Annotated in this window: 13 protein-coding genes; 11 read left to right on the top strand and 2 right to left on the bottom strand. The window is 66.5% G+C overall.

Annotation, left to right across the window (positions count from 1 at the left end):
• Positions 1-4: 4 nt before the first annotated feature.
• The 8 genes from glnD to N4264_RS18775 all read left to right on the top strand — a co-directional run bounded on the left by glnD (position 5) and on the right by N4264_RS18775 (position 13,547).
• On the top strand, positions 5-2,701 hold the full coding sequence (glnD, locus tag N4264_RS18810) for a [protein-PII] uridylyltransferase (RefSeq protein ID WP_261693771.1): 2,697 nt from the start codon (positions 5-7) through the stop codon (positions 2,699-2,701).
• Positions 2,688-3,512, top strand: a complete 825-nt coding sequence (gene dapD / locus N4264_RS18805; RefSeq protein WP_261693770.1) for a 2,3,4,5-tetrahydropyridine-2,6-dicarboxylate N-succinyltransferase — start codon at positions 2,688-2,690, stop codon at positions 3,510-3,512. Before glnD ends, dapD begins: the two co-directional genes overlap by 14 nt.
• A gap of 32 nt (positions 3,513-3,544) precedes the next feature.
• Positions 3,545-3,904, top strand: a complete 360-nt coding sequence (locus N4264_RS18800) for a Spx/MgsR family RNA polymerase-binding regulatory protein (protein WP_261693769.1) — start codon at positions 3,545-3,547, stop codon at positions 3,902-3,904.
• Positions 3,905-3,941: 37 nt separating this feature from the next.
• Positions 3,942-5,084 carry a succinyl-diaminopimelate desuccinylase gene (dapE, locus tag N4264_RS18795; protein ID WP_261693768.1) on the top strand — a complete coding sequence of 381 codons (1,143 nt, stop codon included), beginning with the start codon at positions 3,942-3,944 and terminating at the stop codon, positions 5,082-5,084.
• A complete protein-coding gene (locus N4264_RS18790) occupies positions 5,081-7,075 on the top strand; it encodes a hypothetical protein (protein ID WP_261693767.1) in 1,995 nt (664 codons plus the stop codon). The genes dapE and N4264_RS18790 overlap by 4 nt, the downstream gene beginning before the upstream one ends.
• Positions 7,076-7,251: 176 nt before the next feature.
• Positions 7,252-9,126, top strand: coding sequence for a hypothetical protein (locus N4264_RS18785; protein ID WP_261693766.1), 1,875 nt, complete (start codon positions 7,252-7,254; stop codon positions 9,124-9,126).
• A 201-nt stretch (positions 9,127-9,327) separates the two neighbouring features.
• The gene (locus tag N4264_RS18780; protein ID WP_261693765.1) at positions 9,328-11,253 is read left to right on the top strand and encodes a hypothetical protein; all 1,926 of its coding nucleotides are present in this window, start codon (positions 9,328-9,330) and stop codon (positions 11,251-11,253) included.
• A 239-nt stretch (positions 11,254-11,492) separates the two neighbouring features.
• Positions 11,493-13,547: a hypothetical protein gene (locus N4264_RS18775; RefSeq protein ID WP_261693764.1), complete on the top strand. Its 2,055-nt coding sequence runs from the start codon at positions 11,493-11,495 to the stop codon at positions 13,545-13,547.
• Between the two features lie 94 nt (positions 13,548-13,641).
• Here the strand turns inward: N4264_RS18775 and N4264_RS18770 are convergent, their stop codons facing one another.
• Together N4264_RS18770 and N4264_RS18765 are read right to left on the bottom strand one after the other, a co-directional pair.
• Positions 13,642-16,032 carry a penicillin acylase family protein gene (locus tag N4264_RS18770; protein ID WP_261693763.1) on the bottom strand — a complete coding sequence of 797 codons (2,391 nt, stop codon included), beginning with the start codon at positions 16,030-16,032 and terminating at the stop codon, positions 13,642-13,644.
• A gap of 214 nt (positions 16,033-16,246) precedes the next feature.
• Entirely contained in the window at positions 16,247-17,203 is a 957-nt protein-coding gene (locus N4264_RS18765) for a LysR family transcriptional regulator (RefSeq protein ID WP_261693762.1), read from the bottom strand.
• 205 nt (positions 17,204-17,408) lie between these two features.
• On the opposite strand from N4264_RS18765, the gene N4264_RS18760 reads away from it, so the two are divergent.
• The 3 genes from N4264_RS18760 (at position 17,409) to N4264_RS18750 (ending at position 22,969) form a co-directional block, all read left to right on the top strand.
• Positions 17,409-17,975: an RNA polymerase sigma factor gene (locus N4264_RS18760; RefSeq protein WP_261693761.1), complete on the top strand. Its 567-nt coding sequence runs from the start codon at positions 17,409-17,411 to the stop codon at positions 17,973-17,975.
• Between the two features lie 194 nt (positions 17,976-18,169).
• On the top strand, positions 18,170-19,786 hold the full coding sequence (locus N4264_RS18755) for a serine/threonine-protein kinase (RefSeq protein WP_261693760.1): 1,617 nt from the start codon (positions 18,170-18,172) through the stop codon (positions 19,784-19,786).
• A gap of 57 nt (positions 19,787-19,843) precedes the next feature.
• Positions 19,844-22,969 (top strand): CHAT domain-containing protein, encoded by a 3,126-nt coding sequence (locus N4264_RS18750; protein WP_261693759.1) that lies wholly within the window; start codon positions 19,844-19,846, stop codon positions 22,967-22,969.
• Positions 22,970-22,995 lie beyond the last annotated feature (26 nt).

Raw genomic sequence — 22,995 nt, 5'->3', positions numbered from 1 at the left:
AGCCATGGAAACCGCGACCGCTCCGGTGGTCGCCCTGCCGCGGCTGCCCGCGGCGATACCGCGATCGGGCATTTCCGAGTCGGCACGGCTGGCGTTGCGCCAGTGGCTGGGTGATACCGATCGCGCGCTGGCGGATGCCTTCCGTGACGGCGCGAGCGTGGATGAGCTCGTTCCGGCGCGCGCACAGGCGATCGAAAAACTGCTGCGCCACGTCTGGACGGCCATCGTCGGCGAACCGGCAACACTGGCTCTGTTTGCCGTCGGCGGATTCGGGCGCGGCGAGCTCTTCCCGCGATCGGATACCGATCTCCTGGTTCTGACCGATGCCGTACCGCAGGGCTCGCAGGCGCGCTCACTGGAAACCCTTTTCACCTGCCTGTGGGACCTGGGACTCAAGCCCGGCCACGCGGTGCGGACGTTGGCCCAGTGCCGCGAGCTGGCGGCGAGCGACGCGAGCGTCTATACGAGTCTGCTGGAAGGGCGCCGCATCGCCGGCGCGGCCGTCTTCGACCAGGGCTGGGATGCCATGCTCGGCGATCCTGCAGTATGGCCGCCGGCGAAGTACCTCGCGGCCAAGCGCGAAGAGCAGGCCGTACGCCATGCGCGTTACCACGACACGGCCTACAACCTCGAACCCAACCTCAAGGATGGTCCCGGCGGCCTGCGCAGCCTGCACGTGATTGGCTGGCTGGGCCGGCGCCTGTTCGGCATCGGCGATCTGCGCGGGCTGGCCCGCAAAGGGCTGTTGAGCAAGTCCGAATGGCTTGCGCTTGGCGAGGCCCGGGCGACGCTGTGGCGCGCCCGCTACGCGCTGCACCTTCTGGCGGGGCGTCCCGAAGAACGCCTGCTGTTCGACTTCCAGCGTGAGCTGGCCAGTCGGCTGGGCTATCGCGACGAGCACGCCCAGAACCTGGGCGTCGAACAGTTCATGCAGTCCTACTATCGCGCGGCCATGGTGTTCGAGCGCACCAACGCCGCATTCCTGCAGCGCTGCGACGAGGCCCTGGCAGAACCGGTGCTGCTGCAGGCCGAACCGATTGGCGACGGCTTCGTGGCCATGGGCGATCGCGTCGACATTCGCGAACCGGATCTTTTCGAGCGGCGCCCGGCCGCCCTCATCGACGTGTTCATCGTGCTGGTCGACAACCCGGAGCTGAGCGGTCTGCGTGCCCATGCGCAGTGCCGGCTGCAGGCTGCGCTGGAGCTGCACGGCGAAAGCCTGCGCGAAGATGCGGCTGTCCACGCGGCGTTCCTGCGCCTGTTGCGCCGCGGCGCGCCGGCGGTCGAAGCACTGGCGCGAATGAGCCGGCACGGCCTGCTGGCGCAGTACCTGCCGGCCTTCGGCAAGGTCGTCGGTCGCATGCAATATGATCTTTTCCACGTCTATACCGTGGATGAGCATACGCTGCGCGTGCTGCGCATCGTGGCGCGTTTCGCGCAGCCGCAGCACAGTCGCGAATTTGCGCTGGCCAGCGATTTGTTCTCCCGCCTGGCCAAGCCCGAACTGTTGCTGCTGGCTGCACTGTTCCACGACATCGCCAAGGGGCGCGGCGGCGATCACTCGGAACTGGGCGAGGTCGAGGCGCGCGACTTCTGCGCGCGCCTGGGCCTGTCGCCCGGCGATATCGATATCGTCGCCTGGCTGGTGCGCTGGCACCTGCTCATGAGCGTCACCGCACAGCGCCAGGACATCACCGATCCGGACGTGGTGCACCGGTTTGCCGCGCAGGTGGGCGAATGGGACCGGCTGGACCTGCTGTACCTGCTCACCTGTGCCGATATCGCCGGCACCAGTCCGAAATTGTGGAACTCCTGGAAAGACCGCTTGCTGGCCGATCTCTACGTCGCGGCGCGCTACGTGCTGCGTGGCGATCTGGAACGGCCGCCGCATGCGGATGAGCAGCGCCGCGATTGCCAGGCGCAGGCGCTGGAGATCCTGGCCGCCGAAGGGATTGACCAGCAGCCGGTGACGGAAGTCTGGAACGACTTCCCCGAAGAAGCCTTCCTGCGCTATCGACCCGAGCAGATCGCCTGGCAGACGCGCGCCATCGTGATGGCCGCCGCGGAAGATCTTCCGCTGGTGCTGGTCCAGGCGGACGGATTGCGCGGCGGCAGCGAAATCTTCATTTACGCCGACGATCGCGACGGCCTGTTTGCCACCGTGACCGCCGCGCTGGACCGGCTGCATCTGTCGGTGCAGGAAGCGCGCATCCTGAGCAGCCGCTCGGGCATGAGCATTGACACGTTCCTCGTGCTCGACGCAAGTGGCGAGGCGATCGATCGCGGCGAACGCAGTGAGCTGGTCGCCGAGACGCTGCGGCGCGCCCTGCGCCAGAACCCGTATCGCCCGCAACTGGCAAAGCGCTCGATGGCCCGCCCATTGCGTCATTTCCATATTCCCGCGCGAATCGAGTTTCGTAGCGAGGCCAATGCCGAACGGACCCAGGTTTCCCTGGTCTGCTCGGACCGGCCCGGCCTGCTCGCCGTCGTCGCGCAAGTCTTCCGCGAACGGCGCGTGCGCGTGCATGATGCGCGGATCGCCACCTTCGGCGAGCGCGCGGAAGACTTCTTCCAGATCACTGACCAGAACAACCGGCCGCTCAGCCGCGACAGCGAGCAGGCACTCCAGCAGGCCTTGCTGGCGCGCCTGAACGCCCCGCCGGCGCCGACCGTGACAAAGGAGATTCATGCAAGATCTTGAGAATGCGATCAACGCGGCCTGGGAAAGTCGCGCTGAACTCAGCCCTGCCGGTGCGCCGGCCGCGGTCCGTGATGCGGTGGAACACGCGCTGGCGCTGCTGGAAGCCGGTGAGCGCCGGGTGGCCGAGCCGAATGGCAACGGTACCTGGCAGGTGAACCAGTGGTTGAAAAAGGCGGTGCTGCTGTCGTTCCGCCTGAATGCCAACCAGGTGATGCCGGCGCAGCCGGCGCCGTACTACGACAAAGTACCGCTGCGCTTCGAAGGATTCGACGAGAAGGCCTTCCGTGAGCTTGGCGCGCGCGCGGTTCCGGGCGCGGTCGTGCGTCGCGGCGCCCATATCGGGCGCGACGTCGTGCTGATGCCCAGCTTCGTCAATATCGGTGCCTATGTCGGCGAAGGCACGATGGTCGATACCTGGGCCACTGTCGGATCGTGTGCGCAGATCGGCAAGGGGGTACACCTTTCTGGCGGCGCCGGTATCGGCGGTGTGCTGGAACCGCTCCAGGCTGGCCCGACCATCATCGAGGATGGCTGCTTCATCGGCGCGCGTTCGGAAGTGGTCGAAGGCGTGGTCGTCGAGCGCGGCTCGGTCATCGGCATGGGCGTGTTCCTCGGCCAGTCCACCCGCATCCTCCACCGCGAATCGGGCGAGATCAGCTATGGCCGCGTGCCGGCGGGCAGTGTCGTGGTTTCCGGGGCGCTGCCGGCCAAGGACGGCAGCCACAGCCTGTACTGCGCGGTGATCGTCAAGCAGGTCGACGAGAAGACGCGCAGCAAGACCTCGGTCAATGAACTGCTACGCGGCGATTGACGCCGGCCTCCCCGATAGTCCAGGAAGCTCACGTGAAAGTTTACGGTCTGGAAAAATGCGATACCTGTAAAAAGACGCGCAACTGGCTGTCGCGCCACCAGCTCGCGCACGAGTTCATCGATTACCGCGACCACCGCGTGCCGGCCGAGACGCTCAAGCAGTGGGCCATGGCCGTTGGCGGCTGGGAGAAACTGGTGAACCGGGCCTCCACCACCTGGCGCGGCCTGCCGGAAGCACGCAAGTCGCCGGCATCTGCACCCGAGTGGACGCTTCTGATCAAGGAGTACCCGGCGCTGGTGCGCCGGCCGGTGGTCGTGACGGACGCGGGCGAAGTGAGCGTGGGTTTCAACGACAAGCAATTCGCGCAGCGTTTCGTCGCCAAGGCGACGTAACTTTCCGGGCAGCCCGCCGGAGCGGCGGCAGGACATCATGTCAGCAATACGTGAATTAACCAGTGAACTGATCCGCCGGGCTTCCGTGACGCCGGATGACGCCGGGTGCCAGGAGCTGATCGGCGGGCGCCTGGCGCAGGCGGGTTTCCAGGTGGAAAACCTGCGTTTTGGCGAAGTGGACAACATCTGGGTCACGCATGGCACCGGGGCGCCGGTGCTGGCTTTCCTGGGACACACGGATGTCGTGCCCAGCGGCCCGCCGTCGCAGTGGGCCAGCGAGCCCTTCGTACCCGTGATTCGCGACGGAAAGCTCTACGGCCGCGGCGCCGCGGACATGAAAGGTTCTGTCGCGGCGATGGTGCTGGCCCTGGAGCAGTTCGTGGCAGCGCACCCGCAGCACGCCGGTACCATCGCACTGCTGCTCACCAGCGATGAGGAAGGTGCGGCGAAAGATGGTATCCGCCGGGTGGCGCAGACGTTCCGGGATCGCGGCCAGCCCATCCACTGGTGTGTCGTCGGCGAGCCCTCGTCGACCGCGCAGCTCGGCGACGTGATCCGCGTCGGCCGCCGCGGTTCGCTCTCGGGCTACCTGACCGTCCATGGCGTCCAGGGGCACGTGGCGTATCCGGAGAAAGCCGACAATCCGATCCACCGCTTCGCGCCCGCCCTGGCGCAGCTGGCAGCGACACGCTGGGACTCGGGCAACAGCGAATTCCCGCCGACCTCCTTCCAGGTGTCCAACATCGGCTCGGGTACCGGCGCGAACAACGTCGTTCCCGGTTCGCTCGACGCGGTCTTCAATTTCCGCTACTGCACCGAAAGCACGGCCGAAGAGTTGAAGGCGGCGGTGGAGAGCGTGCTGCGCGGGCATGAGCTGCGATTTGATCTGCGCTGGGATCTTTCCGGCGAACCCTTCCTCACCCGCGAGGGGGCGCTGCGCAGCGCCGTGACGGCGGCCATCGCCGACGTCTGCGGCCTGCAGACCAACCCGAGCACGGGCGGTGGCACCTCCGACGGCCGCTTCATCGCGCCGCTGGGTGCGGAAGTGGTGGAAGTCGGGCCGGTAAATGCCACGATCCACAAGCTCGACGAACACGTCGACCTGGCGGATCTGGAACGGTTGCCGTCGCTGTATCTGCGGATCGCCGAGCGACTGCTGGCTCCGGGCGCAATCGGATGATCAACTGCGGGCTGCGGGCCTTCCTGACAGGCGTGGCGTTGGTATTTGCCGGTTCAATCGAGGCGACCGATGCATCACCTCAGTCGGCGGCGCCGCAGGTCTGGTATTCGCGTGGGGGGCAGACCACGCTGTGGCTCAATCAGGGGGCGCTGACGCCGCTGGGCCTTCGTATTGCCGGCGTGGAGCCCGCGCAGCGCCATTCGCCCGACGCTGGCGATTACATCACCCTGCGCTTTGCCGTGGATGCGCAGACCGGGTTCGCCTATCGCCAGCAGCGCGGCGTGTTCAGTGCGCTGGAGGAAAGCCAGGTTCACCACCAGGGCGGGTTCGTTCTGCAATGGCGTGACGGGTCGCTTGACCTTCGCCGCTTCCAGATTCGCCGTCGGCCGGGCGGACGTGCTGCGCTGGAGTTGGCCGATGCGTCGGGGCAGGCCTGGTTCACCCTCGACCACGTGCATCACTTCCTCGGGCCCGGGAATGTGCTGTCGCTGCGCCACCTGGACCTGCGGATCGGTCCTGCGCTGGCGAAGCGGCTGGGGAATGCCGAGCTGACGGGGCAGCTGGTCGGTGGTGCACAGGTGGAAACCCGGAAAAGTGAACCGGCGCGACGCGATTCGACGGGTGCCTCCGGCGGCGTCTGCCAGGCCGTATGGCCATCCTCGACGGCGTTTGCAGACGTGCAGATGATCCGCCTGGCCACCAACTGGGACGAATCCGAACCGGATGGCGTCAACGTGTATCGCTGCGGGCGCCCGGACGGGCAGGGCGGCCATACGTTGCCGTGCACCGCCGACAGTACCGACGGCACGGTCGTTCTCGCGCCGGATGCGAGCCTGCGCAATACCGGCACGGCCACGGTGGCCTGGCATCCGAAATTCTCGCCCCCATCGGCGCCCTATGGTAACGACCAGCACCCCTTCCTGGTGTGGAACCTGTATCGCCTGGGCCCGGATGGGCGCTTGCAGCAGGTCGGGGCGTCGGCGGCCAAGCATGCGTTTCATACGATCAACGGCGCCTGCGGTTGCCAGGAAGACGAAGCCCTGTATCCGGGATGCGAAGACACCTACGGGGGCTTCAGCAATGATTATTCGCGCGGATTGGCGCCGCGTGCCGAGATCATTCCCTTCACCGCCCGCTGGGGGCGCTGCGGCTCGTTGTACGACGCCAATTGCGATGGCCAGCGTGATGGCGGCGATGCCGAGATCGTGCCCGACGATGCCTACAGCCCGCTCAAGCATCTAGCCGTGCGCGAGGCGGAAATCGATCCGGCAAGGCACCCGGGCGCACGCTGGTTCGTCGAGTACTGGTACGTCGTGCGTGACGACATCGATCCGTGGAACACCATGGGCCTGATGGAGGTACGTCCGCAGAAGCGACCGGGGCAGGGCGCTGATCCGCATGCCTATGCCTGGCGATTCGACGTTACCGATTTCACCAACGGTGCGATGGTGCATCGCTGGCGCAACCTGGCGTCACCCGACGGCTGGTCGATGACCTCGCCCATACTGACGCCGCTCGGTCGTGCCGAGCTCGCCGTTCGCGTTGTCCGGCAGGATGGCCGCTATCGCTATGACTACGTGTTGTTCAATCTGGATTTCGCGAGCGCAACCACCGAAGGCACCGAGCCCAATCTGCGCGTGACAGCGATGCGGGGGTTGGATCGACTGGCGGTCGCCACGGATCCGCAGGCCTTCATCAGCGCGATGGGATTCCTGCCGGTTGCCGGCGAACCGGGCCAGTGGTCGGCGTCGCGTGAGCCGGCCGCGGCGGTCTGGCAGACCAGCACGGCGGATCTGGACTGGGGTAAGAGCCTGTCCTTTACGTTGGTATCCGACCGCCCTCCAACGGACGGGACCGCGACGGTCGGTAGCGGTGCCGCGCGCTGGGCCGTGGCGACACTGGTGCCGGTACTTCCGGTCCAGCCACCACGTCGACGGCCAGAAACCTACCGGGACGCGTTGCCGGTGCGGCACCGGCCGGCAGCCGATTGACGCGGGTTGTCGGCTTCGGTTGTCCGTCACGCGGCATCGGGGCTATTGTCCCGGAGCTGGGCAGGACAACGCCGGGACCGGAATTAATGCCGGCGCATGGGTGCGCTGGCGTACTTATCAGCACAGGACCGCAGGCGACCGGCTGCGGTCGCGCGGCATCAAGCAGGGGGACGAGGGTGCGTCTGTATCGAGTGATGGCGATGGTGATGTTCCTGGCGCTGTGTGGATCGGCCCACGCCGATATCGGCGCCTGGTGGAAAGTGCTGGGCACGACGGACTACACCCCCAACGGTACCCAGCCGCCCTTGACGCACGAGCTGTACGGTTCGGGCACCTGCATTGGGTGCCATCGCGGTTCCCAGGCCGCTGATTTCAGCAATACGCCCGGCGGCACCTGGCCCGGCTCGATGATGGCCAATGCCACGCGTGACCCGGTGTTCTGGGCGGCGCTGGATGTTGCCAATGCGGACGGCGCCGCCAATGGCTTTCCCAATGTCGGTGAATATTGCTTGCGCTGTCACGCACCCGGAGCCTTCCTGGAAGGGCGCGTGAAGCCCTCCACCGTGGGCGGCCGCTCTGGCGGCAACGGTTGCCTCCTGCTCGGCGACCACGACGACGCCGACTTTTCCGGGAATGACTACGGCGGCACTTCGTGTCACTTCTGCCATCGCCTGATGCCGAACGGGCCGGCCAATCAGCCCGGCTACACCAACAACGGCAATGCCTGGGTGGACGACAGCAACTGCAATGGCGGTGTCGACGGTCCATGCCGTCGCGGCCCGTACACCTACGCCGATGGCGAAGGGCCGCCGCACGAGTGGGCCTATTCGTCGTATCACCAGTCGAGCGAAATCTGCGGGATCTGCCACAACGTCAGCAGCCCCGACAGCAGCAACGGTCCGCTGCGTACCCTGCGTACGGCCGATGGCACCGACACCGGACTTGCATTTCCGCTGGAACGGACCTACCGCGAATGGCAGCAGAGTGATTTCTCCGACCTGCTGTTCCGCGACAATTTCGGCGGTACTCCGACGGAGTTGCCGCAGATCCACCGCGCACAGAATTGCCAGCATTGCCACATGCCCAACAGCACCGACGCGGCAGCCCGTGCCTGTATCTACGATCCGCCCGGCACGCGCACCGGCAATCTGGCCACGCACCAGTTCGTCGGCGGCAACACCTGGGTACCCGGCCTCCTCAAGGGGCAGTATCCCGGCCTCAATCGCGGCGCGGATTTCGATCGCACCATCGGCTGGGCCCGCGCCCTGTTGCAGTCCAGTGCGCAGGTCGATACGACCGTCACCAGCTATGTGGCGCCCACGGCGTCCATCGCCGGCAGCCTGGGTCTTCGCGTCAAGGTGACCAATCTCAGCGGGCACAAGCTGCCGACGGGGTACTCGGAAGGGCGCCGGATGTGGCTGCACGTAAAGGTGGCCGACACCAACGGCGCGACCGTGTTCGAGAAAGGTGCCTACGACCCCGCAACAGCGACCTTGACCACGGACGCACAAACCAAGGTCTACGAGGCGATCCACGGTATCTGGGACAACGCCACGCAGACCTGCAAGCACAGCAATGCCGGTGGTGCGCGCGAATTCCATTTCGTCCTGGACAACTGCATCGCCAAGGACAACCGCATCCCGCCGCTGGGCTTCTCGGGCGGCAACGACCTGGAAACCCGGCCGGTGGGTTACACCTACCCGGCCCAGGGATCGCCGGGGCGCCTGGTGAACTACGACGTGACCGAGTATGCCGTCGCCCTGCCCGCTGGCGCGGTGGGGCCGTTCACGGCGACGGCGGAACTGCACTACCAGACTTCCAGCCGCGAATACATTGAATTCCTGAGGGATTTCTCGGTCGCCAACGCGATCCCTGCCGAAAACACCATGTGCTCGACGACGCCCTATACGCGGCCGCCCATCAACACCGGTCCGCAGGACGTCTCCCGGGGCCAGTACCTGTACAACCTCTGGAACAACCCCAGCTACGGCAAGTCACCGCCCGAGCTGATCGATACGGGTACCGCGACGACGCCGACGGCCAGCCGGTAGAGGCCGACACCCACGCGCCGATTCCTCGGCACGTGAATTGAGCCTGCGTCGCTGCGTTGCTAGGCTGGCGGCGTGTCAGTCAGCGGTGGATGTCCGGCAATGGGTATCCGATGGCGAAGCAGGGCAGGTGCAGGATTCATCCTGCTCTGCCTGCTTGCGCTTGACTCGTGGGCATCGACGCCCGGGGCCGATCCCCCGGCCGTGCCGGCGACCCTCGCCAGCGCCCGCGGCGGCACGGTGTCGCTGCTATGGAATCGGGAGCTGATGGCGGAGCTGGGCGTCCGCGCCATCAGCACGCGCCCGGTGCGTGTCGCCGATGCGCAAGGCTTCGTGGCCTTGGATCTCGCCGACGGGGGTAACCTTCGGTTCACGGTCGTGCGGCGGCAGGTCAGCGGCTTTCTCGACGGCGAGCTGCGCTTCCAGGGCAGCCTCGTGCTGGCGCTACCCGATACGCAGCTGGTTCTGTCGAACATCGTTATCCGGCCGCGCGCTGCCAGTGCGCCGTCGCTGATGCTGGTGGATGCAGACGGCATCGTCTGGTTCTACGTGGACAATCTTATGCAGGGCCTCACTGATGCCGGACGCCGCTTGCGTGCCAGCACGATGGATGTGCGGATAAGCGACGCGCTGGCGCGGCGGCTGGGACGGCCCTTCGTGGCGGGGTGGTCGGTCGCCGATGCTCGGCTGGACGTCGCCGTGGAGGGCGTCGACGCGTCGGACTGGGCAGTTCCCGCGGGCGAGCCGAAATGGCCGGGAACGCCGGCGCCGGGCGGCAATGTGTACCAGGCGGATGTCTTCATGACGGCCGTGCTGGGCCAATACCGCCAATGCCATGGCCTCTGCGACGGACCTGACGGCGAGAACGATGGCACCGTCGTGGTGACGCCGTCCTCAAGCCTGCGCAACAACGTCAATGACGGGGCCTTTCTGCCCACGGTATCGGGCGATCCGGACGGCACCAGCCAGGCCCTGTATGCCGCCGACATTCCCTGGTACGCGGAGTTTTCCGGCAGCTTCGCGCCCTACGACAACGACCAGCACCCGCTACTGATCTGGAACCTCTACCGCGTCGATGCTGCCGGCCGGATTGACCAGATCGGCCGCTCCGGCACCAAGCACGCCTTCTTCACGGTCAACAGCGGCTGCCTGGAGGGCGGCACCGACAATCACATTCTCAACCGGGGCTGCAACGACACCTATTCCGTCAGCAACAATGACTACCCCTATGCGCTGTCGCCGCGCAGCGAAATTGTCCCGGCGCAGGTGCTGTGGGGGCGTTGCGGCGCCACGGATGATCCGGATTGCGACAATGTGAACAACGCGCCATCAAATCCGTCCCCAGCCTACCGGCTGACGGTGAGGGAGTCGCAGTGTTCCGGCGCGGCCACGGCGGGTGCCTTGTTCTTCCTGGAGTCGTGGTACCTCGTCCGCGATGACGTGGACGTGGAAAACACCATGGGTTCGACGCCGGTGTTCTTCCAATGGAATCCGCCCGGGCCCTGGTCGGTCGTCAACGGTTCCAATTACCGGCTCGGGCCGGCCATCAACCGCTGGGTCGATCCGTCCGCCGCGGGTCCCAACCTGCGCAATGTCGCCATCGCGACGGCCGAAGGACGCAGCCGGATTGCCGCGAAGGTCACGAGCCTGGGCGGTGGGCAATGGCGCTACGACTACGCTGTCATGAACCTGGATTTTGCCCGTGCCGTCACCACGGGCACGCCCGGCCATGTGGACGACGCTGATCCAGCCATGCGCCTGCGTGTGGTTCACAACTTCGGCTACGACGCCTTTGCGGTTTCCCTGCCGGCCGGTGTGGTGCCGACCGCCATCAGCTTTTCCGATGGCGACACCGATCCCGCCAACGACTGGACCTCCACGGCGGCCAGCTTCGAGGTCCGCTGGAGTGCGCCGGCCAATCCCTCGCCGCCGCCAATGACGCCTCCGGTCAGTCACTCGCTGGACTGGGGGGTTTTGTTCCGTTTCTCGTTTATCGCCAATACCGGTCCGGCTGACACCGGCGTGGGCCTGCACATTGCCCAGGCCGGAACGCCCGTGGCGCATTCCGCCGTCGTGCCGGGACCGGCCCCGGGAGTGCCTGACGCGCTTTTTGCGGACGATTTTGAGTAAACGCAACAGGTTGTCAGACGTTCCATTTTGCGCGACGGGTGGCCGGACCGGCCATTGCTTTGTGACGGGCGTCGGTGTTATTTCGTGAAGTTTGGTGCAGTGGCAATCGGCGTCTCTCGGTGTCAACCGGGCCGACGCGCAGGGCGGTTGCGCGAAGCACAGGTTGTTGCAGAGTCGATTTCCCGAGGAACCGGGCGAGCCCGGTTTTTTGCACCGCATTATCAAGGGGGTTTTTCCGCATGCTTGCACCGCGTTTACGGATTGCTGCGTTATCACTTTTGCTTTCTTTGCCATGGGCACCGCTCCTGGCGCAGACCACCCCGCCCGCCAGCTCGCCCGAAACGGGTGTCTGGACTGCATTCGGCGGTGAGCTGGGTTTCATCTGGAACGAAGATCTCCTGCGCGATGCCGGCGTCACGCTGGAAGCTGGCTTCCAGACCAGCGATCCGGATCGCAAGGGATTCATCGCGGTACCCATTCGCGATCTCGGCGGCGTCCGGTTCAAGGTCGACCGCTACAACTTTGAACACTTTGTCGACGGCACCCTGACGCTGCGTGGCGGCTTCCGGCTGAATCTCCCGGATGGCCAGATCTCCCTCGTTGACGCCAGCCTGCGTCCGCGCAAGGGCAGCCTGCAGGAGCTGGACCTGGTCGGCGCCGACGGCAAGACCTGGTTCTACCTCGATCGCCTGATGTACAAGCTCGCCGACAAGGGCGCCCGCCTGGAAATCCGCACGATGGATCTGCGCATTCATCCGGATCTCGCCGCCCGCCTGGGCGACCGCGCGCTGGCGGATCTGGAAATCGCCCAGCTGCGCATGAATCTGAATGTCGTCGGTGCCGACGGCCAGCGCCTGACGCTGCGCGATGCTGGCAATCCCAACTGGCCGGGCAAGGACGTGCCGGCGCCGGGCACGGGGCAGTACCAGGCCGACGTCTTCATGCAGACCTTCTCGGCACAGTATTCACGCTGCACCAACCAGCTCGGCTGCACCTCCGGCTGCACCTGCGATGGCCCGAACACGAATACCGACGGCAACATCGTGTTCACTCCGTCGTCCACGCTGAAGAACAACGTCAACAACGGCACTTCGGCCGAGACGATCCCCGGCGACCCACTCGGCAAGAGTGCGGCGTTGTATACCGCCGATGTCGCCTGGCACGAGAAATTCACCGGTATCCAGGCGCCCTACGACAACGACCAGCATCCCTACCTGATCTGGAACCTGTATCGCATCGACAGCGACGGCCGCATCCAGCAGATCGGCCGGTCCGGCGTGAAGCATGCCTTTCTTACCGTCAATACCGGTGCCGATTGCGACCGCTCCAACGGCAGCCACGTGCTGGGCCGGTCCTGCGGCGACACCTACGGCACCGGCAACAACGACAGCAGCGGCGACCTGGGCCCGCGCAGCGAGATCATCCCGTCCAAGTCACTGTGGGGACGCTGCGGCTCCATCTACGACCGCAACTGCGACGGCGCGGAAGATGCGCCGGGCAACACGGCGTACAGCCAGCGCCTGATCGTGAAGGAATCCAAGCTCGATCCGTCGGCTTCCTACCTGTTCGAGTCCTGGTACATCGTTCGCGACGACATCAACATCTACAACACCATGGCGACCCGCCCGGTGTCGTTCACCTACGGCAGCCAGTGGAATGTGGCCAACCTGTCGCCGCTGCGCCTGGGCCCGGCGATCAACCGCTGGGTCGATCCGAGCGTCTCCAGTGACAGCCAGCGCAATGTGGAAGTGGCGGGCGAGGGCGGTCACACCCGCGTGGCCGTGAAAGTCACCGCGCTGCCGAATGGCCGCTGGCGCTACGACTACGCGGTGGCGAATTTCGACTACTCCCGCGGCCTCACCCAGGGGACGCCTGCTTACTCGGACGATGCGGATGAATCCAAGCGGTATCGCGTGATCCACAATTTCGGATTTGACGCCTTCTCGCTGCCGCTGATGGAAAACGTCACCGCGACGAACCTCCGCTTCGACGATGGTGACGTGGATACCGCCAACGACTGGACTGCCGAAGTGGCCGACGGTCGCATCACCTGGACGGCGCCGGAAAACCCCACGCCGATCGCGCAGGTCCCGCCGGTGCTCAACCCGCTCAACTGGGGCACGATGTTCACGTTCTCGTTCGAAGCTGATTCCGCCCCGACGGCCGCCAACTTCGACCTGCACGTGGCCGAGCAGGGCGAGCCTGCGGCGTACAGCGCCGAAACGCTGGTCCCGCAGGTAGCGGTTGTCGACGCGATCTTCGCCGACAACTTCGAAGAAGCTCCCGCCAACTAAGCCATCGTCCACGGCTGTCACGGAGGGAACCGGATCCGGTTCCCTTCGTGACGCGACTCCGCGGTAACCAGGCCTGCTGCGTCACCGACAGCGCTTACGTCGATGGCGTCAGCATGAGGCGATAGTGCGTCGGTCCCGGCAGCAGGGGCGTCGGCCGGCCTTCCACCCAGTCCGAGTGACCCGCGCCGTGAAAGGGCGACAACGGGTGGCTGCTCTGACCGCCCGGCATCATCAGATACGCGTCCTTTTCATGCCCCGGCGAAATCGCGAACCGTTCCGATGCACCAAATGACGGTGTCTGCACGTGCGGCATGTTGTGGTCGCCGGACAAGGGCTGCATCGGCATGTCGAGGTGGCGTGCCAGAAAGCCGGGCAGTGCGCTCGACAACGGGTGCCGGATGGCAGCGCGGTTGTTGTCGCCCCAGGGTTTGGACGGGTCATTGCGCGGTTGTGCCTGGGCCTCGGCCAGCTGCGTTACGCTGGCCTGCAGCAGGGCGTCCCAATCGGCGTGGCGCGGGTCGAGCAGATGGCGCGGCCGCTCCTCCAGCAATTTCCACACTGCCGCTTCGTACCCTTGTGCGGAAGGCATCTCGAAACCCGGGTGGTGGCGCGTCACCATCAGCTGGAACGGTGCCAGGGTGGTGGCAATGACATTCTTGCGGAACTGGCGGACCAGCCCGTAGGCACTCGATGTTTTCCCGGCTTCACCATCCCAGCGGGCGAGCTGCGCCTTGAGCGCGGCGGCCTTGGGGTGCGTCGAGGTTTCCAGGGACTTTTGCAGCAGCTCGCGCCAGCGCTCAAGGAACAGGGCGCGGTTGTCCAGCTGGATGGCGAGCAGGTCGGCCGGTGTAAAAGAATTCTGCGCGCGCAGTCCGTCACGGATCTGGCGCGACCGCGCGCCCAGGTCGTAGCCACCGTCGCCGACGATGGCGAGCCAGTCGCTGTCGATCGTGCGCGCGTTGGCCGTCCACAGGCGGTGCTCCGGCGGGTCGAGAATCTGCGGGAATTCCGTCGGTTCCAGCCATCCGACCCATCCGGTGCCCGGCTGGCTCCAGTCGGCGGGCAGCTGCGGATCGAAACCCTTGCGACGCGGAATGCCGTTGCCGGTCAGGGTCCACCCGATATGGCCGTCGCGGTCGCCGACCACGAAGTTCTGCACCGGCATGCCCATGCGTGGCGCCAGCGCCAGCGCGCTGGCGGCATCGCGGGTTCGTTCCAGTTCTAGCAGTTCCAGGTTCAGCACGCGCGGTTGATGCGCGGTCCAGGCCAGTGCCAGCGGCGTGCCGTCGGTGTCCTTGGCCAGGATCGGACCCCAGCGCGTGTTCTCAACGCGTACCGTTTCGCTGCCGCTGCCCTTGATGGCAATGACCTCCTCGTCGACGGCGATGGTGTCCCAGCCCTCTGGCACGCGATAGCGCGAGGGATTGGCTGGATCACGCTGGACGCGCACCCAGTCGGTCCAGTCACCGTAACTGTTGGTGTAGCCCCAGGCGATATGGCCGTTGGATCCGGCCAGTACCGCCGGTGTGCCGGGCAGCGAGACGCCGTGCAGTTCGATCGTTCTGCTGGCGTCGGCCGGATCCGGATACTTCAGGTTGGCGCGATACCAGATGTTGGGAACGCGCAGGGTCAGATGCATGTCGTCGGCCACGAGCGCCGCGCCAGTGGTCGTCAGCGCGCCGCCGACGGCGAAATTGTTGCTGCCGGGTTTGTGCCCGAGATCTTCCGGGGCGAGTGTCGCCAGGGTCGGCGCGGCATTGTTCTTTCCATCGGCGATGTTGGAAAAATCCAGCACGCTGGCGTCCGGCGGCTGCGTCGCCGCGAACGGTTCACCGCGTAGCGGGGCGTCCCACTCGCTGCCCGGCTGCACCAGGAAGCGGAACACGGCCTCCGGCAAGCTCGATTTCATCTGCGCCAGGTGCAACTCGCGCTCGTTCGCACCGTCGCTGTTGAGATCGAAGAACATGGCGTAGATCACCAGTGCCGTGTCTTCACTGCGCCACGGCGCCGGCGTTTCGCGCAACAACAGATATTCCCAGGGGCGCACGGACAGGGCGGCCAGCCCGGCATTGACCCCATCCCGATAGGTGTCGATGAGTTGCCGCTGTTCCGGCGCCATTGCCGCCAGTGCCTCACCGGCGCGCACGCGGAAACGGTGTGGCCGTCGCGCGCGATCGACGTCGAGCAGGGCGCCGCCGAGCAGCGCGGAGAGCTCGCCGGCGGCCGCGCGGCGCAAAAGGTCCATCTGGAAGTAGCGCTCCTGCGCGTGCACATAGCCCAGCGACCAGGCCAGGTCAGACCGGTTGGCAGCAGCGATCGTCGCCGACCCGAGTGCATCCCGTTCGACCGTGACCGCTGCCTTTAGCGGCGCGGTGATCTCCCCGTCCAGCTGCGGCAGGCTGCCGCGCAACAGCCACCAGGCCGCGCCAAAGAGGCCCAGTCCGAGAATCGCAACAACCAGGAGCAGACGACGCAGAATCCGCATGCAAAACCTCACCCGGGAATGGAAGCCGCAGGCGTCATTGCCTGCGGCCGCTGAGGGAATGTCGCAACAAGGCGACGTGTTTGTGGCTTTGGAAGCCCCCTTGAGTCAAGGGGTTGCGGGTACCTAGCGTCGGGAGCGCGCGCTGTCGACACGCTGAGCCTTCGCGTGACATATCTAATGTACCCGCACCGCCCAGGCGGCCCGACGATCCGTCTCAGCGCGGCAGCTGCTGCCGCTTGCGGCGGCGGGCGGCGACCAACGCATCGTCCTCCACCGGCGATTCGACGCTCACGCCGATCCGGTTGGTGCGCAGCAGCGGTGCACACTGTTGCACCAGGGTGTCGATCACGGCCTGCTGCAGGCGCGTGTAGTACGGCTGCCGGTGGTAGTGCAGGAATACCGGGACGTCGTAGCAGCGAAAGCCCTCGACCAAGCGCACCGGCATCGACGGATCGAGCAGGTGCACCGGCACGACGGCGCGGCCGACGCCTTCGGCCACGGCGTCGATCAGCCCGTAGATGTCGTCGAAGTAGGCACGTCCCATGCGCGGCACAGTGCTGCCGGTCTGGCTCAGGAAGAACTTCTCGGTGAAGTTGTCGCGCGGGTCGTGGTCGATGTAGCAGTGCTCCCGGCCCGTGTAGCGCGAGGATTCAATCAGGACATCGCGTTCGACGCCCAGCTGCACGTTCTCGATGCCGGCCCGTTCGCATTCAGATAGCGAGACGCAGAAGTCGACCTGGCCGTCGATCAGGATGTCGTGCAGCACCTCCACCTCCGCCTTGGAGGCCTGGCAGGACAGCTTCGGATTCGCACGCAGCAGGTGCCCGATGGCCGGCAGGACCACCGAGCGCAGGGCCGAGGAGTAGGTGACGATGCGGAAGAAGCCGCCCAGCTGGCCGGTCTTCTCGCCCACGAGGCTTTGCAGCAGTTCGGTTTCCTGATGCTCCAGCGCGGAGCCGTAGCGCTGCAGGATGCGGCCGGACTCGGTCAGCTCCAGTCCGTTATGGTGGCGGATCAGGAGCGCATGCCCTAGCAGGGATTCCAGGTTCTGGATGCGCTTGGTCAGCGCAGGCTGGGTGATATGCAGCAGGTCCGCCGCGCGGGAGAAGTTCAATTCCCGCGCCAGCACCAGGAAGGATTCGAGCAGGGGAGAGGACAGCGGAAGTCGCATGCAGTTGGCGGCCTCAGCATGAAGTTCCGCACACTATAACTTGGGGTTATCGCCGGATATATACCTTTCATTGGTCAGGCGCCAGGCCCGCGAGTACCTTGCCGCCCCACAACGGGAACGGGAAGAGGGCGCAATGTCTGTCTCCAGTGTGGCAAGGGTTCTGCCATTTGTTCAGCGGGAGCTGCCTCGGCGTACACTTACGCCAGTGGCCGAGCCGACTGAAGTCCTCATCCGTCGTGTCCGCGCCGGCGAACGCCCGGCCCGCGATGCGCTTGTGCGTCGATTCCTGCCACTTCTCCGCCAATGGGCCCACGGCCGCCTTCCGCGCGCCGCCCGCGACCTGCACGAAACCGAAGATCTGGTCCAGCTGGCCCTGATGCGGGCGCTCAAGCAGATCGATCACTTTGAATGTGAAGGCCCGGGCAGCTTCCTGGCCTACCTGCGCCAGATTCTCCTCAACCAGGTACGCGACGAAGTGCGTCGCCTGATGCGTCGCCCCGAGTCCGCGGAAATCGATCCGGAACTGGCCGACACCGAATTGCCCTCGCCGGTCGAGCAACTGGTCGGCCACGAACGCCTGCGCGCCTATGAGGCGGCGCTGGCCAGCCTGCCCAAGCGTCAGCAGGGCATCATCGTCATGCGGCTGGAATTCGGCATGAGCTACCCGGAGATTGCCGCTGAAGTCGGCAGCTCACCGGATGCGGTCCGTGTCATGGTGGCGCGCGCCCTGGTCCAGCTGGCGGCAGCGCTGAAACCTTACAGTCAGCCGTAATTTGGCGTGACGACTGGCCCGCCGTGTGCGGGCTTTGTTTTTTTCAGGCCCGGCGGCCTCAGCCAGCCGCCCCGCGCTGCGCTTGAACCCCTGCGCGTGTTGCGCGATCTTCCCGACGACGCATGGATGTTCTGATGGGCGTCTCGCCGTCGTTTCCTTAGCAGACGCCCGACCAGCACGGGCAGGGGATTGGCATGTCAGGCGACAAAAACGACCTAGAACGCATCGCGGCGGGGATCGCCGACGATGCCGCGCTGGACTGGAGACTCCTTGCCCGGCTCGACGGCGAGGCCGGCGAAACCGCGGACGGACTGCGCGAACTGTCGCAGTTGGCCCAGGTCTTCCGCGGCCTGCAGATTCGTCCGGATCGCGCCGACGACTCGCCGCGCCGGCAATTCCAGTTCGCCGGCCTGGACGTCCTGGAAAAGCTGGCCGAGGGCGCCAACGGCGAAGTGTGGCGCGCCTACGATCCCATGCTCGACCAGGATGTCGCACTCAAGCTGCGCCGGCTCGATTCCGATGCGCTGACCCACCAGTTCCTGGCCGAGGCGCGCCGGCTGGCGAAGGTGCGCCAGTCCAATATCGTCAGCGTCTACGGCGCCGCCGAGCAGGACGGCCGCGTTGGCCTCTGGACCGAGCTGGTGCGCGGCCAGTCGCTCGCCGAAGTGCTCGCATCCGACGGCCCGATGCCAGTGGAAGAGGTGGCGCAGATTGGCATCCAGTTGTGCCGCGCACTGGCCGCGGTGCATCGCCACGGACTCAGCCATGGGGATGTGAAGGCCGAGAATGTGCTGCGTGACGTCAGCGGCCGCATCGTGCTGGCCGACTTCGGCTGTGCACGGGAAATCAGTGGAAATGTCTCTTTCAGCACCATTGCAGGCACACGCCATTACCTGGCCCCGGAAGTGCTCGATGGCGACGAGCCCGGCGCCGCTTCGGACCAGTACGCGCTGGGCGTGCTGCTCTACCGGCTCCTGACCGGCACCTACCCCTATGTGGCGGACGACCTGGATGCATTGCGCGAACGCGTCATGACCCAGGCCCGCAAGCCGTTGTGCCAGGCGCGTCCGGAGATCCCCCGGGCCCTGGCCCGCGCGATTGATCGTGCATTGCTGCCCCAGCCGGCCAAGCGCCATCCGGGCGTGCTGGCAATGCTGGTGGCGATTGAATCGGCCATGCGGCCGTGGCGCCCGCACGCAGCGCACTGGATTGCCGCAGCAGCGTTGCTGGTGCTGGCCCTTACCACGGCAATGCTGCTGCGCGCACCGGCCCCGGGCGTGGCGGTGGATACGGCGTTCTACCGGCAGTCGCAAGGCACTCGGGAGCAACTGCACGACGGTGCGACGATTGCACTGGGCGATCGCCTGCGGCTGGAATTGACCGCCGCCCAGCCGACCTGGGTCTATGTCTTCAACGATGATGGCGCGCCGGAGCCGACGGTCCTGTTTCCCTTGCCGGGGCTCAATCCGACTAACCCGCTGACACCGGGTACGCGCTGGCAACTGCCCGGCCACGACGGCGTTACCGGACTCAGTTGGCAGGTGGATAGCGAAGCCGATCGCGACACTTTCGTCGTGATTGCCTCTACCATGCCCCTGCCGTTGATCGAGACCCGTATGGCCCAATGGCAGTACGCCGCCAGCCCGGAGTCGGCGCTGGTCGCGCGCGGAGTATCGCGCCTGGTACCGGTGGAGGCGGCCAAGCCGAGCGAGGGGGAAAGTCTCGCTGACCTGTTGCGGCGTATCGGTTGCGACGATGCGTCGGCCCAGGTGCGCTGTCTTCGATACGTGTTTCCGCACCGACGATCCTGATTGTGTGAGGTCGGCGTCGGCGTAGCAGGGTGAACTCTCACGCGGACGACCGGTGGAATGACTACATTGCGCGACTTCTTCTCTGCCTCGTTGTTGATGTTTTCCACCTCTCTGGCGGTGCTGCGGCCAGACACGTGGAAGGGACGAAGCGTCGCGCAACGCCTCCGCGGCCTGGCGTGCGCCATCGTGATCGGCGCAGGCGCCCTGATGCCGGTGGGTGCCACCCCGCCGGACTGGGCGGCACAGGTGGACGCCACCTACCTGACCGAGTCCTACGCCCAGGGACGCGATATCGCCACCGCTGCGCTGGCTGATCCCGCGCACCGCGAGCAGGCATTGGATGCCCTGTTCAACCTGCTGCTGGAAAGCCCCAGGGACGTCACCGAAGCCGAGTGGACCGCGTGGGTGGATGCCCTGACCACCGCGCGCCGTGAACGCGACGGCGACCAGGCACGCTCGCTCGCTACGGTGGCGGCCTGGCGTGCTGAAGTCGCCTGGCGTGCCCGCAACATGGAAGCCGCCAATGCGGCGCTGGCCGATGCACGCGCGTCCTTGCAGGACGGCCAGGGTGAAATCAGCCCCGCCGAACGCGCCTACGTGCTCGCGACGGCGGCGCAGCTGACCGCCATGCAAGGTGGTTTTGACGACGCGGCTGTGCTGGCGACGCAGGCGATCGACGCGGTACGCGTACCGCACACCGGCCTGGAGCAGGTACGTCGGCTGCGTGCCTACTATTTTTCGGCCATGGCGCAGGATCGCCAGGGCCATATCGACGCGGCGGCCGCGACGGCACGTGAAGGCCTGAAACTGGCCGAGGCGATCGGCATTCCGCAGAACGGCTATCGCCGGCGCATGCTCGGCATCCTGAGCGAATCGCTGATTTCCCAGGGCGAGTTCACCACGGTGCGCGACCTGATGCGCCCGGAACTCGAGCGCCTGCGGGGCCTCGCCAATCCGTCCAATCGCGACCTGGCCTACACCCTGGGACACCTTGCCGAGGCTGAACGCCAGCTCGGCAACCCCGACATCGCCTTACAGCTGTACCGCGAGTCCGCGGCGGCGGCGGAAAAGGACGAAGCGCTGGTCGCGTCCGGCAGCTACGCCGCCATCCTGGGCAACCTGGGAACGCTCGCCTTCGAAACCGGGCACTACGACGAAGCGAACGTGGCGCTGGCGCAAAACCTGGGCATGCTCGAAAAGCAGTTCGGCCCGAACAGCGTGCGTGTCGTACCCCCGCTGACGGACAGCGGCGAGGTTGCGCTGCGGCGCGGCCTGCTCGACGAAGCAGAAGCCCTGTTTCGTCGCGCATTGGCCATCGTTGCCACCGAACTCGGACCGGAGCATCCCGAGGGGGCGCCGGCCCTGCGCGGCCTGGCGCGGGTCAAGTTGCAGCGTGGTGACGCCGTGGCGGCTCAACAGATGCTGGAAGGCGCATTGGCGCAACGCCAGAGCAGCGTGGGTCCGCGCCATCCACAACTGCTTGAGTGGCGCTGCGAGCTGGCCGAAGCGCAAGCGCGCAAGGGCGATACGGCTGCCGCCTTCCAGACGGCACTGGCCGTCGAGCAGCAACGCACGGCGCTGGTCGCGAGCGTCGCGCCCGCGCTGGGCGAAACCCAGTCCCTGGATTTCAAACGCGCGCTGTCGCGGTGCAGCGGCCGGATGCTGGCAGCCGCGCGGGAAGGGGATGCCGAGCGCGTGATCACGGCCTGGTCGGCGATTGCCGCGGCGCGTGGTCTTGCCACGCATATCGGCGCGGCGCGCCTGGCCGCCGCGCGTCAGGCGGCGGCGCCGGCCGATCGCGAGAAATGGGAAAAATGGACAAAGGCCGCGTCGGCCTATGCGCTGGCGCTACGGACGGGTGCGCCGCCGGAACAGCTGTCGGCGCTGCGCGTGGAGGTTGACAAAGCGGTGGAGCAATTGGGCACTGCGCTCGCTGTGACGCAGCGTCCACCAGTGCAGTCGCTGCTCGGTGCACGGCCCGCAGGCGCCGCGCTGGTGGCCTTTGCCGTCGGCGACGCCTTTGACGCGACAGACGAATCCGTGCGCGGAAAAGCGCACGTATACGCCTTTGTTGCGCGGGATTCGGCGGATCCGGTCCTGCTGGACCTGGGTGAGGCTGCCGCCATTGATGCGGTTGCTGGCCGCTGGTATCGCACGTTGCTGCAACCACGGACCTCGGACACGGAATTGCGCGATGCCGGATTTGCCCTGCGCAAGCGCGTCTACGACCCGCTCCGGCTGGCCACGGCGAACCAGCGCGTCTTCGTCGTGCCCGACGCGGGACTGCACCGCCTGAATCTCGCGGCGTTGCCCGATGGCGATGGCTTCCTGCTCGAACGCGGTGTGCGCGTGCACCTGCTGGAAACCGAGCACGACCTGGCGCTGTCGGCGCCGGCGACTGCGGCATCGCGTAACGGATTGCTTCTGGTCGGCGTGTCGCGCCTGGGCAAGAAAGACACGGAGTCCCTCGGACGGCTGCGCAGCGGGTGCCCGGAAGTGGCCAACGCATTTGCGCCGCTGCCAGGTGCGGAGCGTGAGATCAACGCGCTGTCACGCATTGCCCGTGCTGCCGGCTATGCGCAAGTGACAACGCTCAGCGGCACACGCGCCACCGCGACGGCGGTGGCGCGCGAACTCCCCCAGTCGGATGTGGTGCACTTCGCCACGCACGCGTTCGAACTGGGCGCCTCCTGCGCACCGCAGTTGATCGCCGGTCGACGTGGCGTCGGCTTGCGTCGCGGCGACACCGACCCGGCCGGCACGGCGCGCCAGGCGCTCGCGCGCGAGGCCGGCCTGCTGCTGAGTGGCGAGTCCGGCGACAACGGCCTGCTGCTGGGCGCTGACGTCAGCACCTTGTCCATGGATCACGCGCGCTGGGTCGTTCTTTCCGCCTGTGACACAGGACTGGGCCAGCGCTTCAGCGACGAGGGCGTGTTCGGCCTGCGCCGCGCCTTCCGCCTCGCCGGCGCCCGCACGGTGATCATGAGCCTGTGGCCAGTCGACGATGTGGCCACCGCGCAGTGGATGGAAGCGCTGTACTCGGCGCGCCTGGCAGACAAGCAGGAAACACCCGATGCGATGGCCAAGGCCAGCCTTACCGTCATTGCCCAGCGACGCGAGCAGGGCGAGTCGACGCATCCGTTCTACTGGGCGGGGTTTGTGGCGAGCGGGGATTGGCGGTGAGGAAACGGCAGCATCCGATGCTGTCA

The organism is Tahibacter amnicola, from assembly GCF_025398735.1.
Taxonomy (GTDB): Bacteria; Pseudomonadota; Gammaproteobacteria; order Xanthomonadales; family Rhodanobacteraceae; genus Tahibacter; species Tahibacter amnicola.
This window is presented reverse-complemented; position numbering and strand designations above follow the sequence as displayed.

Coding starts and splice junctions, on each gene's coding strand:
- dapD (WP_261693770.1), top strand. CDS start 2,688: ATGCAAGATCTTGAGAATGCGATCAACGCGGCCTGGGAAAGTCGCGCT.
- N4264_RS18770 (WP_261693763.1), bottom strand. CDS start 16,032: ATGCGGATTCTGCGTCGTCTGCTCCTGGTTGTTGCGATTCTCGGACTG.
- N4264_RS18750 (WP_261693759.1), top strand. CDS start 19,844: ATGACTACATTGCGCGACTTCTTCTCTGCCTCGTTGTTGATGTTTTCC.
- glnD (WP_261693771.1), top strand. CDS start 5: ATGGAAACCGCGACCGCTCCGGTGGTCGCCCTGCCGCGGCTGCCCGCG.
- N4264_RS18790 (WP_261693767.1), top strand. CDS start 5,081: ATGATCAACTGCGGGCTGCGGGCCTTCCTGACAGGCGTGGCGTTGGTA.
- N4264_RS18765 (WP_261693762.1), bottom strand. CDS start 17,203: ATGCGACTTCCGCTGTCCTCTCCCCTGCTCGAATCCTTCCTGGTGCTG.
- N4264_RS18755 (WP_261693760.1), top strand. CDS start 18,170: ATGTCAGGCGACAAAAACGACCTAGAACGCATCGCGGCGGGGATCGCC.
- dapE (WP_261693768.1), top strand. CDS start 3,942: ATGTCAGCAATACGTGAATTAACCAGTGAACTGATCCGCCGGGCTTCC.
- N4264_RS18775 (WP_261693764.1), top strand. CDS start 11,493: ATGCTTGCACCGCGTTTACGGATTGCTGCGTTATCACTTTTGCTTTCT.